Origin of the sequence: Nocardiopsis sp. NPDC101807 (assembly GCF_044766605.1) — a bacterium.
In the GTDB taxonomy this organism is placed as follows: Bacteria; Actinomycetota; Actinomycetes; order Streptosporangiales; family Streptosporangiaceae; genus Nocardiopsis; species Nocardiopsis tropica.
Map to the genome: position 1 here is coordinate 275,403 of NZ_JBIWMK010000003.1, position 11,370 is coordinate 286,772.

Genomic DNA, 11,370 nt, shown 5'->3' on the forward strand with positions numbered 1-11,370 from the left:
ACCGCGGCCCCCTCCCCTGCGCCGTCCGCGTCCCCCGGCGGGAGGCCGGAGCTGAGGGCCGGGGGGCCGCGGGAGCGGAGCCGTCCCGGGGCGCCGTGCCGCCCCCGCCCCGACACACCACCTCGCCTTGAGCGATCATCCCGTCACCGCTGGCTATCGTCGTGGAGTGCTCCAGCCCCGTTCGCCCTCTCAGGGGCCCGGCCGCACCGGCCGGTTCCCGGTACGGCCCGCCGGCCCCGTCCCGGCCCTGGTGGCGGCCCTCCTGCTCCTGGTCTCCGGCTGCACGGCCCCGACCCCGACCGCCGACTCCTACCGGGACGCCGCCGAGCAGACCGTCACGGACCTCCTCTCGGCCGTCGGGACGGGCGTCCTGCTCGTCGAGATCCACCGCGGGGGCAGGGCGTTCTCCCCCTACGCGGAGACCACCGCCGAGGACGCCGAGGACGCCGCCCGCTCGATCGCCGACACCTTCGGGACGCGCCAGCCGCCCACCGCCGGGTCCGACGCCCTGCGGGCGGAGCTCTCCCCCCTCTGCGACACCGCGGTGAACGCGCTCGCCGACCTTCGCATCGCCCTGCGCAGGGACGACGACGCCGCGGTCGAGGCGGCCGGGCAGACCCTCCTGACCGTTTCGGCCGGCCTCTCCGACCTCGAGGAGGCCCTCTCGTGAGGTGGCTGACGGCCTTCACCCTGGGCCTGCTCACCGCCATCGGCGGCTTCCTGGACATCGGCGACCTGGTCGCCAACTCCGTGGTCGGCTCCCGCTTCGGGATGAGCCTGGCCTGGGTCGTCCCCGTCGGCGTGGTCGGGCTGATGGTGTTCACCGAGATGTCCGCCCGCGTGGTCACCGCCACCGGACGCGGGACCTTCGACCTGGTGCGCGAACGGCTCGGCGCCAGGGTCGGCCTCGCCAACCTCCTGGCCTCCTACCTCATCACCCTGCTCACCCTGTCCGCGCAGATGGGGGGCATCGCGCTGGCCCTGGAGCTCGCCAGCGGCATCCACTACCTGCTGTGGGTGCCGGTCGTCGGGTTCCTCGTCTGGATCGTGCTGTGGCGGCTGCCCTTCGCGTACATGGAGAAGACCTACGGCCTCCTGGGCCTGGCCCTCGTCGTGTTCGGCGTGGCCCTGTGGAGGATGGGCCCGGACCTGGGGGCGCTCCTCACGCAGGCGGTGTCCTTCTCCCCGCCCCCGAACGAGGGGGCGGCCGTCTGGTGGTACTACGCCATCACCCTGTTCGGGGCCGCCATGACCCCGTACACCGTCCTCTTCTTCTCCTCGGGCGGGGTCGAGGAGAAGTGGACCTCCCAGGACCTGGCCACCGCGCGCCTCAACGTCTTCCTCGGCCTCCCCCTGGGAGGGCTGCTGTCCCTCGCCATCATGGGCTGCGCCGCGGTCCTGCTCATGCCCGCCGGGGTCCAGGTGTCCGACCTGGGACAGGTCGCGCTCCCCGTCGTCTCCGCTTTGGGCAGGCTGGGACTGATCGTGGTGATCCTCGGGTTCTTCGCCGCCACCTTCGGCGCCGCCCTGGAGTCGGGCCTGGCCGCGGGGTACGGCGTCGCCCAGTACTTCGGCTGGCACTGGGGGAAGACACTGCCGCCGACGAGCGCCCCCTACTTCCACCTCGTCATCATGGTGAGCCTGCTGAGCGGCACCCTCTTCGTCCTCACCGGGGTCGACCCCATCACCGTCACCGAGTACAGCCTGGTCTTCTCGGCCGCGGCCCTGCCCCTGACCTACCTGCCGATCCTCGTCGTCGCCAACGACCGCGGCTACCTCGGCGACCGGGTCAACTCGCGCTTCACCAACGTCCTGGCCTCGGTCTACCTGGTGCTGCTGTGCGTGGTGTCGGTGGCCGCCATCCCCCTCATGCTCTACACGAAAGCGGGGCAGTGAGATGTCCGACGAGGCGGACGGAACGGTCTTCAGGATCGGGTTCACCGTCCTGGACCGCCAGGTGGTCGACCGCCGGGGCGAGAACCTGGGCAAGGTCGACGACGTGGAGTTCACCTGGCGGGAGGGCGAGGCGCCGGCCATGACGGCCCTGATCATCGACTCGGCCTCCCTCGGCGGCCGGATCGCCGGGCGGTTCGGCCGGTTCTGGGAGACGGTCCTGGAGCGGATGCGCCCGCCGGAGGAGGCGCCCACCCGGATCCCGCTCACCGACGTCGAGGCGTTCGCCCCCACCACGGTGCTGTCGACGGACGCCCCGCCGGGGATGCGCCCCCTGGAGGCGTGGGTGGCGCGCCACCTCATCGGCCGCATCCCCGGGGGGCGGCGGTGACCCGGCTGCGCGCCGGCGCGCTCCTGGGGCTGCGGATCGTCGACTGCGACGGGAAGGACGCGGGTTCGGTCCAGGACGTCGTCGTCCGCCACAGCGGGGGCGCGTACACCGTCCTGGGACTGGTGGCGGGGCGTTCCGCGCTCGCCGGGCGCTTCGGGTTCGGGGACTCCCTGGAGGCGCCCACCCCCTGGCGGCACCTGCTGGGGTGGTTGCGGCGCCACGAGCGCTACGTCCGCTGGGAGGACGTCGTGGTCGTGGAGGAGGACGCGGTCGAGATCGCGGTGGAGCGCGGGTCGCTGCCCCGCGGGTGGCGCTCCCGGCCCTGACCGCCGCCGCGCCCCGGCCGCGGGCCCTACCCCTCGTCGTCCATGGCCGGACCGTGCTCCAGGAGGTGGCGGACGAACGCCGCCGTGCTCTCGGTGAGGGTGGAGAAGTCCGCCGCGACGAGGACGGCGTGCCGCGGCGCCCACGGTTCGTCCAACTCGTACAGGGACGCGGGAGAGACGCCGTGGCGCCGGGCCGCCCCCCGCGGCACCACGGCGTACCCCGCACCGGTGCAGGCCACGGCGCAGACGGCCCCGAGCGAGGGCAGCCGGACCCGGTAGGCGGGCTCCGCCCCCGCCGCGTGCGCCTGCCGGTCGACGAGGTCCTGCAGAGGGCTCCCCCGCAGGAGGCCGACCAGGGGTTCGCGGAGCAGGTCCGCCAGGCGGAGCGGCCTCCGGGGCGGGGAGGAGGCCGGGCCGACGGCGACGAGGTCGTCGTCCCACAGCCGGCGCGTCTGGCAGGCCGAGCCGGCGGGCGCCGAGGAGACGACCGCGATGTCGGAGAGCCCGTCGAGGACGTGGGCGACGGCAGCCTCGCTGCTCAGCTCGACCATGGTGACCGCGGTGTTGGGCAGGCGGTTGAGCGTGGCGGCGAGGAACTCGGTGAGGGCGTCGGCGGCGGAGCTGTTGGTCGCCAGCCTGACGCTGTTCTCCAGCCCCCGGGCGCGCGCGGCCATGCCCGCCTCCAGGTCCCGGGCGCCGTCGAGCAGGACCAGGCCCCTCGCGGCCAGGGCCTCGCCAGCCGGGGTCGGGGTCACCCCCCGGTGGCGCCGGTCGAGCAGCCGCAGCCCGTAGTGCCGTTCGAGTGCGGTGATGCGGACGCTGGCGGCCGACAGCGATATCCCGCACCGCTGGGCCCCGTCCGTGATGGAGCCCGCCTCGATCACCTCCACGAGCAGCGCGAGGTCGCTCAGGTCGGCGACCCCCATCGGCCCTGCCTTCATCTTCTCGACACCCCTCTTCGTCCGGCCTCAACGCAAGCTCCGCGCCCGTGGGCGAGAATCCCCGGGAGCCGCGACCCCGGGCGGGTCCGGGCGAGCACGGAGGGAGAGGTCCATGGTGGTCCCACGGGACGGCCGGTGGCGGTGGCCGCGGTCGGCGGTGATCCTCCCGGACCGGCTACGGGCCATGCTAGAGGCGTGGGGGCGGCCGTCGGCCGGGTCCGCGGAAACCGCCTACCGGGAGCAGCTCCACGTGATCGTGTGGCTGTTGGAGGACGGCCGGCCCGACGAGGCGTCGAGGGTGGCGTGCGAGGGGCCCTGGGCGCCCGGCGGGAAGCGTGGCCGACCCCGCCGCTGAGGGGGCCGGGGCGCGCACGGCCGCCGACCGCGGCCGGCGCCTCCTGCTCCGCACGGGCCTAGGATCGGCCGACAGGGCGCCCTCCGTGCCCCCGGTCGCGGGAGGCGCGCCGGGCGCCCCTTCCGAACCAGTGGCGCGGAAAGGACCCCCCATGCCGTCGGAACCGGTGCCCGTCCTCAACCCGATCCTTCCGGGATCGCACCCGGACCCCTGCGTCCTGCGGGTCGGCGGGGACTTCTACCTCGCCACCTCCACCTTCGAGTGGTACCCGGGCGTGCGCCTGCACCACTCCACCGACCTCGCGCGGTGGCGCCCCCTGGGCGGGGCGCTGCCCGGCCCTCCCTGGCTCGACCTGGCGGGCCGCCCGGACTCGGGGGGCGTGTGGGCCCCCGACCTCAGCCACGCCGACGGGCTGTTCCACCTCGTCTACAGCAACGTCACGTCCTACGCCGGCGGCTTCACCGACAGCCCCAACCTCCTCGTGACCGCTCCGACGATCCACGGGCCGTGGTCGGACCCGGTCCCCCTGCACGCACGCGGGTTCGACGCGGCGCTCCTGCACGACGGCGACGAGAGCTGGCTGGTGAGCCTGGCGCACGACTGGCGCCCCGGCCACGGGGGCTCCTCGGGGCTGGAGGCCGTGCGCTACGACCGCCGCGCACGGACACTGGTGGGCGCACCGGTCCGGATCTCGCTCCCGGAGGGGGAGGGCTGGGTCGAGGGCCCCCGGATCCGGCGCATCGGCTCCTGGTACTACCTGCTCACCGCGGACGGGGGCACCGGTTACGAGCACCGCGTCACCGCCGCCCGCTCCAGGAACCTGAGCGGCCCCTACGAACGCGATCCCGGGGGCCCGCTCATCACCTCCCGCGACCGGCCCGACCTGCCCCTGCAGAAGGCCGGGCACGGCTGCCTGGTGGACACCCCCGGCGGGGAGACCTACCTCGCCTACCTCGTCGCCCGCCCCCTGGGGCGGCGCGGCCCGTGCGTCCTGGGCCGCGAGACCGCGCTGGCGCCCGTCACCTGGACCCCGCAGGGCTGGCCGCGGGTGCCCGGCGGGCGGCCGGAGCCGCGGATCCCCGCGCCCGTCGTCCCGGGGGCCGCCGGGGCGGGCGGGGGCGGGGATCCGGCCCCGGACGTCCACGGGGAGGGCACCGACCACTTCGACGGGGCCGTGCTCGGGCCGCACTGGTCCACGCTGCGCCGCCCCGCGACCCGGGACTGGGTCACCACGGCCGCGCGGCGCTCGCACCTGCGGGTGCGGGGCGGGCGCTCCCCGCAGAGCCTCGTCGACACGAGCCTGGTCGCCCGGAGGGTGAGCTCCCCGCACTGCTCGTTCGAGACCACCGTGGAGTACCGGCCGTCGGACACCCGCCACCTGGCCGGGCTCACCGCCTACTACAACACCCGGAACTGGTTCTTCGCGTACCGCAGCACCGACGACGCGGGACGGCAGGTGCTGGGGGTGGCGGCCTGCGACCGGGGGCGGGTGACCCTGGAGGGGACCGAGGTCCTCGCCCCCGGTACGGGCGGGCGGACGCGGCTGGGCGTGGACGTGGACGGCCCCCGCCTGCGCTTCCGCCGCGACGTCGGCGGGGGGTGGGACCCCCTGGGACCGTGGCTGGACGCCACCGTGCTCTCGGACGAGCACGCCGAGGAGATCGAGGACGGAGGGCTCCGGACCATGGGGTTCACGGGCGCCTTCGTCGGCCTGTGGGTCTGGGACCTGGGCGGTCAGGGCCTGCACGCCGACTTCGACGAGGCGACCTACCGGCTGCGGCCCCCGGCGCGGCCGGACGGGGGGCGCTGAGACCGCCCCGGGCGAGCGGCCCCTCGGGGGACGCGGCGCGGGTCAGCCGAGCCGCTCGGCGACGGCGGTCACCGTCGCCGAGACCAGGGCGCGGTCCGGGCCCCCGCCGTCCCGCTCGAAGTGCCGGTGCAGGGACCACCCCTCGACCAGGGCGTCCAGCGCCCGGCATGCCTCCGGGGAGAAGTGCGCGGACAGGAAGCCGCGGCTGACGCCCATCCACGCGCGCGCGGCCTCCCGGACCGCGTCGTTGTGGTTGGCGTAGGAGTACATCTCGAAGAGCAGCACGAACTGCCCGGGGGTGGCGTACCCGGGGCCGCAGATGAGGTCGACCACGGCCTCGCACGCCTCGGCCCGGCTGCTCGCCGCGGCCATCCTGTCGCCGTAGTACCGCGCCATGGTCCGGGCCAGGTGCGCGAAGGCCTGTTCCAGGATCTCCGTCAGGCCGTCGAAGTGGTAGGTGAGCGATCCCAGGGGGACCGAGGCCCGCTGGGCGATCGCGCGGTGGGTGGTCCTGTGCACGCCGCGCTCGGCGATCACCTCCAGGGCCGCCGCGAGGATGCGCTCCTTGCGCTGCGGGTCGTTGCCGACCCGCCGTGGTCCGCCCATGCCGCCCCCTTCCCACCCACCATTGTGGCGGACGCGCGCCCCGGTCCCGGCCCCGTGACGGCCGCCGGGTAAAGTGTGTACTTTTGTACACTCTATTGCCCGGCACACCGCTAGGAACCCTCTTCGTGGACACCGCCATGAGACGCCGGCGCTTCGCGCTGTGCACGCTCTTCCTCCTCCCCGGCCTGGGGATCTCCTCCTGGGTCACCCGCACCCCCGCCATCCGCGACGCGCTGGGGGCCTCCACCGCCGAGATGGGGTTGGTCCTGTTCGGCCTCTCGGCCGGATCGATGCTCGGCATCCTCGCCTCGGGGCCGCTCGTCGCCCGCCTGGGCGCCCGTCCGGTCATCGTGTTCGGCACCGCCACCCTGGTCCTGAGCATGCCCGCCATCGGGGCGGGCGCGGCCCTGTCGGCCCCGGCGCTGGTCGCGATCGGCCTGTTCCTCTTCGGCCTGGGCATGGGCGGCGGGGAGATCGCCCTGAACATCGAGGGCGCCGAGGTCGAGAAGGCCCTGTCCGAGCCGCTGCTCCCGCGCCTGCACGGCTTCTTCAGCCTGGGCACCGTGGTGGGCGCGGTCGCCGGCATCGCGTTCACCGCGACGGACTTCCCCGTCGTCTGGCACCTGGGGATCGTCGGCCTCCTGGCCCTGGCCGCCTCGGCCTCGGTCCTCGGCTCCGTCCCCGCCGGCACGGGCCGGGCGCGCCCCCGGGCCGACGACCGCGGCCCCGGCCCGGGACGCGCGCCGTGGAAGGACACGCGCCTGCTCCTGATCGGCGCCATCGTGCTCGCGATGGCCCTGGCGGAGGGCACCGCCAACGACTGGCTGCCCCTGATCATGGTCGACGGCCACGGCTTCGACCCGGCGGCGGGGTCGATGGTCTATGCCGTGTTCGCCGCCTCGATGACGGTCGGACGCTTCGCCGGCGGGTACTTCCTGGCGCGTTTCGGCCGGGTCGCGGTGCTCGCCGCCAGTGCGGCCGCCGGGGTCCTGGGGATGGGGATGGTGGCCGGCGCGGACAGCCAGGTCCTGGCCGCGGCGGCCGTGGTCCTGTGGGGACTGGGGGCGTCCCTGGGCTTTCCCGTGGCCCTGTCCGCGGCCGGCGACTCCGGGCCGGACTCCGCGGCCCGCGTCTCACTGGTGGCGACCCTCGGCTACGTGGCGTTCCTGGTGGGCCCGCCCGTGCTCGGCTTCCTGGGCGAGGCGTACGGCCTGCGCGGAGCCCTGGTCGTGCCCCTGGTCCTCGTCGCCGTCGCCGGCCTCCTCTCCTCGGCGGCCCGGCCCCGCGCGTCGGCGGACGCCGATGCCGAGCGGGACGGGGCCGGGGACCGGGACCCCCGGTAGCGTCCCGCTCCCGGGAGGGCGGGCGCCGGCCGGGGGCGCCCCGCTGCACGGCTCCGCCTCCCGGGAGCCGGAGCCGTCCCGGGGCCCTCAGCCCCCGGCGGGGGCCCGGCCCTGGGCCCCCAGCTGGAGCGACAGCTCGGCCGCCGCCTCGCGGACGGCCGCGATGACGCCGACCAGGCCGGTGCCCCGGAAGTGCGTGGCGGGGCCGCCCAGGCTCACCGTGGCCGCCAGGCCCCCGGAGGAGTCGAAGACGGGTGCGGCCACGGCGCCCACGTCTTGGAGGAAGTCCTCGTCGCTGACGGTGTAGCCCTCGGACGCGATCTTCTTCAGCTCCCCCCGCAACACCTCCGCGTCGGTGAGGGTGTGCGGGGTGTACCTGCGCAGCGGCCGGGACAGCCACCGCTCCCGCAGCGCGGAGGAGTGGGCCAGCATCGTCATCGGCCCCGCCGCCGTGTGGAAGGGCAGCACGCTGCCGACGGTGATCTGCTTGACGGTCAGCGGCCCGGCGCCCTCGACGAGGTCGATGCAGACCGCGCCGTCCTCGGAGGGCACCATCAGGTAGGCGGTGTGGCCGAAGCGCGCGGACAGGTCGCGCAGCAGCGGCGCGGCCTCGTCGCGCAGGTTGAGCTCGGCCAGCGCCACGGAACCCACAGCGAACAGCCGCATGTTGACCTTGTAGGCGCCGTCCGCGCGCTGGCTCACCCAGCCGACCTGTACCAGCGTGGCCAGGAGGCGGTGCGTGGTGGCCTTGTTCAGGCCGGTCCGCTCCGCCAGCTCACCGAGTGTGAGCGCGGGCCGTTCGTGGGTGAAGCACTCCAGGAGCCGGCAGGCACGGAGCACCGCGTTGACCGTGCCCTTGGGATCAGCGGCCGATTCACCGTCGATCATCGCCACTGAGGAGACCTCCTCGCACGCTCCGTCGTCGATGACAGGGTAACGGCCGGTTCGCGGCACTCCCGCCACCGTGCGCGGGCCCCGGGGCCTCCCAGCGGTTCAGCCCCCATGGCCGTACTCCGCGCGCATCCGCTTCTTGTCGAACTTGCCCACGCCGGTCTTGGGCACCTCGTCCACCACCACGAACCGGTCGGGCAGCTGCCAGCGCGGGACCTGCTCCCCGAGGAAGCTCCGCAGCTCGTCGGGGTCGATCGGTTCGCCGTCCGCGCTCGAGAGGACGGCGACGGGCCGCTCGCCCCAGACCTCGTCGGGAACCGCGATGACGGCGGTCTCGTGCACCCGCGGGTGGGCGGCCAGCCTGTTCTCCAGGTCGACCGAGGAGATCCACTCCCCTCCGGACTTGACCATGTCCTTGGCGCGGTCCACCAGGGTCACGTATCCCCGGGCGTCGACCGTGACCATGTCGCCCGTGCGCAGCCAGCGGCGCCCGTCGGGGGAAGCGGTGAAGGACGCGCTGTCGTCCTTCTCCGGGGCGTGGTAGTGGTCGACGACGAAGGGGCCGCTGATCTCCAGCTCCCCCACCGCGGCGCCGTCGCGGGCGGCCTCGCGCCCCTCCGCCGACGAGCGCACGGCCAGGCCGGGCAGGGGTCGGCCCTGGGTGCGCCGGGCGGCCGAACGCACCTCCGCGTCGGGGGTGCACGGCTCCGACGCGACCAGCCCGACCGGGGAGCACTCGGTCATGCCCCAGGCGTGGACGGGCCGGATCCCCAGACCGGTGAGCGCGTCGAGCAGGCTCTCCGGGGCCGAGGATCCGCCGATGACGATCCGGTCCATGGTCGCCAGAGCGTCTTCGGGCACCCGCCCCTCGTGGAGCGCCCTGACCACGGCGGCCCACACGGTGGGGACGCCGGCGGCGAACGTCGCCCGGGAGTCCCGGACGAACCCGGTGAGGCCGACCGGGTCGAGGTGGCGTCCGGGCAACGCCAGCCCGGCCCCCGCCAGCAGCCCGGCGTAGGGCAGGTTCCACGCGTTCGCGTGGAACATCGGCACGACCGGCAGCACCACGTCGTGGTGGCCGACGGCGAACGCGTCGGTCCCGCACAGCGTGAGCGCGTGCAGGTAGACCGACCGGTGGCTGTAGACCACCGCCTTGGGGCGGCCGGTGGTGCCGGACGTGTAGCAGACGCCCACGGCCTCGTTCTCGTCCCGCGGACGCCACCAGCCCCGCTGTCCGGGGACCGGGCGGGTCTCCAGCCGGTGCACGGCCGCGCCGCCCTGGGCGGCGGGGAGATCGGGGGCCTCCCCCATGACGAGCACGTGCTCGACCGTGTCGGGGAGGTCGACGGCGGACCAGGACTCCCACAGGGAGCCGTCCACGAGCACCGCGCGGTCTCCGGCGTGCGCGAGCGTGTAGGCGACCTCGTCGGCGCCGAGGCGGATGTTCACCGTGTGCATGACCAGTCCCGCCCCGGGGATCGCGACGTAGGCGCGCATGTGGTCCAGGGTGTTCCAGGCGTAGGTGGCGACCCGGTCGCCGGGCCGGAGTCCGAGCCCCGCCAGGTCCTCGGCGAGCCCGCGGGCCCCGGCGAAGAGCTCGGCGTAGTCCAGTCCGCGGACGCCTCCGGGTTCCCGGCCGGTGACCTCGCGGTCGGCGAAGACCGCCTCGGCCCGATCGAAGACGTGGTGCAACCCCAGCGGTTCGGTCTGCATCGCGGAGATCATGGAGACTCCCTCTCTTCGTGGTTGACCGGAATGCGTTCCATTTTTTGCCGACTCGGTCGGCATCGCGACCGGAGCGCATCTCCGACTCGGGCCGTTTCGGCACGTAGATCACTTCCGTGTCTGCTGGGTTACAGACCATAGTGACCCTTGACACAAGATCCTAGCGCTCCCTAATGTCTTTTTGAAACGCGTTCCGCAATACGAAAGGGGTGAGGATGAGTTCCCGACGACTGCGCGAGCTGATGGGCGAGGGGGTCGTCCACGCGCCCGGCGTGTGGGACGGGCTCACCGCCCGCCTCGCCGAGCAGGCCGGCTTCTCCGCACTGTGCGCCTCGGGCTTCGCGGTCTCCGCGTCCCTCGGCTATCCCGACGCCGAGCTCTACACCATGTCGGAGAACCTGGAGGCCACCCGCCGCATCCGCGAGTCCAGCGGCCTCCCGCTGATCGCCGACATCGACACCGGGTACGGCAACGCCCTCAACGCCGCCCGGACGGCCCGGCGCTTCCGCGACGCGGGGGTCGCCGCGGTCTTCATGGAGGACCAGGAGTCGCCCAAGCGCTGCCCCCTCTGCGTCGGGGACCCCGTGCCGCTGGTACCGCCGGAGGAGGCGGCCCTGAAGGTGCGCGCCGTCAAGGACGCCGTCGGCGACGACGTCCTCGTCATCGCGCGCACCGACGCCCGGGGCGAGGAGGCGCTGCACCGGGCGAAGTCCTACGCCGGGGCCGGGGCCGACATGGTCATGCCGGTCACCAGGACCTTCTCCACCGCCGACGAATGGGCCCGGTGCCGGGAGGCCGCCGGCGTCCCCCTCGTGGCCACGCTCACCGCGTCCGCCTGGACCGAGCGCGAGTTCACCCCCCGGGTCCTGGAGGAGGTCGGGGTCGCGATCGCGCTCCTGCCCACCCAGATCCTGATGGCGGCCACCGGGGCCGTACGACAGGCCCTGGGCCGGCTCGCGGCGGGCGAACCCCCCGCGGACGTGAGCGCCGACGCCCTGCCGCACCACGAGTTCGTCGACCTGATCGGGTTCGCCGAGGTGGAGGCCGCGCAGAAGGCCTACCTGCCCGCGGCCCGGGGAGGAGCCTGAC

Annotated in this window: 12 protein-coding genes; 8 read left to right on the forward strand and 4 right to left on the reverse strand. The window is 74.6% G+C overall.

The genetic code is table 11. The annotated features are described in order from the left end of the window. Positions 1 to 166: 166 nt before the first annotated feature. From ACIRPH_RS10665 to ACIRPH_RS10680, 4 genes are read left to right on the forward strand one after another with little or no spacing between them, the layout of a single operon-like run. Entirely contained in the window at positions 167 to 670 is a 504-nt protein-coding gene (locus ACIRPH_RS10665) for a hypothetical protein (protein ID WP_402912235.1), read from the forward strand. Next, a complete protein-coding gene (locus ACIRPH_RS10670) occupies positions 667 to 1,896 on the forward strand; it encodes an NRAMP family divalent metal transporter (protein ID WP_402912238.1) in 1,230 nt (409 codons plus the stop codon). Before ACIRPH_RS10665 ends, ACIRPH_RS10670 begins: the two co-directional genes overlap by 4 nt. 1 nt (position 1,897) lies before the next feature. Next, the gene (locus ACIRPH_RS10675) at positions 1,898 to 2,284 is read left to right on the forward strand and encodes a hypothetical protein (RefSeq protein WP_402912241.1); all 387 of its coding nucleotides are present in this window, start codon (positions 1,898 to 1,900) and stop codon (positions 2,282 to 2,284) included. Further along, complete coding sequence (locus tag ACIRPH_RS10680) at positions 2,281 to 2,610, forward strand: PRC-barrel domain-containing protein (protein ID WP_402912244.1); 330 nt, start codon at positions 2,281 to 2,283, stop codon at positions 2,608 to 2,610. Before ACIRPH_RS10675 ends, ACIRPH_RS10680 begins: the two co-directional genes overlap by 4 nt. A 26-nt stretch (positions 2,611 to 2,636) precedes the next feature. On the opposite strand, the gene ACIRPH_RS10685 is transcribed toward ACIRPH_RS10680, so the two are convergent. After that, the gene (locus ACIRPH_RS10685; protein ID WP_402912247.1) at positions 2,637 to 3,551 is read right to left on the reverse strand and encodes a LysR family transcriptional regulator; all 915 of its coding nucleotides are present in this window, start codon (positions 3,549 to 3,551) and stop codon (positions 2,637 to 2,639) included. A gap of 112 nt (positions 3,552 to 3,663) precedes the next feature. On the opposite strand from ACIRPH_RS10685, the gene ACIRPH_RS10690 reads away from it, so the two are divergent. Both ACIRPH_RS10690 and ACIRPH_RS10695 read left to right on the forward strand, forming a co-directional pair. Next, the gene (locus ACIRPH_RS10690; RefSeq protein ID WP_402912250.1) at positions 3,664 to 3,906 is read left to right on the forward strand and encodes a hypothetical protein; all 243 of its coding nucleotides are present in this window, start codon (positions 3,664 to 3,666) and stop codon (positions 3,904 to 3,906) included. A 151-nt stretch (positions 3,907 to 4,057) separates the two neighbouring features. After that, entirely contained in the window at positions 4,058 to 5,716 is a 1,659-nt protein-coding gene (locus ACIRPH_RS10695; RefSeq protein ID WP_402912253.1) for a family 43 glycosylhydrolase, read from the forward strand. 42 nt (positions 5,717 to 5,758) lie between these two features. On the opposite strand, the gene ACIRPH_RS10700 is transcribed toward ACIRPH_RS10695, so the two are convergent. Further along, positions 5,759 to 6,322, reverse strand: a complete 564-nt coding sequence (locus ACIRPH_RS10700; RefSeq protein ID WP_402912256.1) for a TetR/AcrR family transcriptional regulator — start codon at positions 6,320 to 6,322, stop codon at positions 5,759 to 5,761. A gap of 125 nt (positions 6,323 to 6,447) precedes the next feature. Between ACIRPH_RS10700 and ACIRPH_RS10705 the strand changes: the two genes are divergently transcribed. Further along, complete coding sequence (locus ACIRPH_RS10705) at positions 6,448 to 7,665, forward strand: MFS transporter (RefSeq protein ID WP_402912258.1); 1,218 nt, start codon at positions 6,448 to 6,450, stop codon at positions 7,663 to 7,665. An 87-nt stretch (positions 7,666 to 7,752) separates the two neighbouring features. Here ACIRPH_RS10705 and ACIRPH_RS10710 read toward each other — a convergent pair whose 3' ends face one another. Next, positions 7,753 to 8,553, reverse strand: a complete 801-nt coding sequence (locus tag ACIRPH_RS10710) for an IclR family transcriptional regulator (protein ID WP_402913281.1) — start codon at positions 8,551 to 8,553, stop codon at positions 7,753 to 7,755. Positions 8,554 to 8,658: 105 nt separating this feature from the next. Then, positions 8,659 to 10,281 (reverse strand): long-chain-fatty-acid--CoA ligase, encoded by a 1,623-nt coding sequence (locus ACIRPH_RS10715; RefSeq protein WP_402912261.1) that lies wholly within the window; start codon positions 10,279 to 10,281, stop codon positions 8,659 to 8,661. A gap of 215 nt (positions 10,282 to 10,496) precedes the next feature. Between ACIRPH_RS10715 and ACIRPH_RS10720 the strand changes: the two genes are divergently transcribed. Then, a complete protein-coding gene (locus tag ACIRPH_RS10720; RefSeq protein ID WP_402912264.1) occupies positions 10,497 to 11,369 on the forward strand; it encodes an oxaloacetate decarboxylase in 873 nt (290 codons plus the stop codon). The last annotated feature ends 1 nt before the right edge of the window (position 11,370 follow it).

Excerpts from the sequence above, each read along its gene's own strand:
- ACIRPH_RS10675 (WP_402912241.1), top strand. The coding sequence starts at position 1,898 with ATGTCCGACGAGGCGGACGGAACGGTCTTCAGGATCGGGTTCACCGTC.
- ACIRPH_RS10685 (WP_402912247.1), bottom strand. The coding sequence starts at position 3,551 with ATGAAGGCAGGGCCGATGGGGGTCGCCGACCTGAGCGACCTCGCGCTG.
- ACIRPH_RS10690 (WP_402912250.1), top strand. The coding sequence starts at position 3,664 with ATGGTGGTCCCACGGGACGGCCGGTGGCGGTGGCCGCGGTCGGCGGTG.
- ACIRPH_RS10695 (WP_402912253.1), top strand. The coding sequence starts at position 4,058 with ATGCCGTCGGAACCGGTGCCCGTCCTCAACCCGATCCTTCCGGGATCG.
- ACIRPH_RS10700 (WP_402912256.1), bottom strand. The coding sequence starts at position 6,322 with ATGGGCGGACCACGGCGGGTCGGCAACGACCCGCAGCGCAAGGAGCGC.
- ACIRPH_RS10710 (WP_402913281.1), bottom strand. The coding sequence starts at position 8,553 with ATGATCGACGGTGAATCGGCCGCTGATCCCAAGGGCACGGTCAACGCG.
- ACIRPH_RS10715 (WP_402912261.1), bottom strand. The coding sequence starts at position 10,281 with ATGATCTCCGCGATGCAGACCGAACCGCTGGGGTTGCACCACGTCTTC.
- ACIRPH_RS10720 (WP_402912264.1), top strand. The coding sequence starts at position 10,497 with ATGAGTTCCCGACGACTGCGCGAGCTGATGGGCGAGGGGGTCGTCCAC.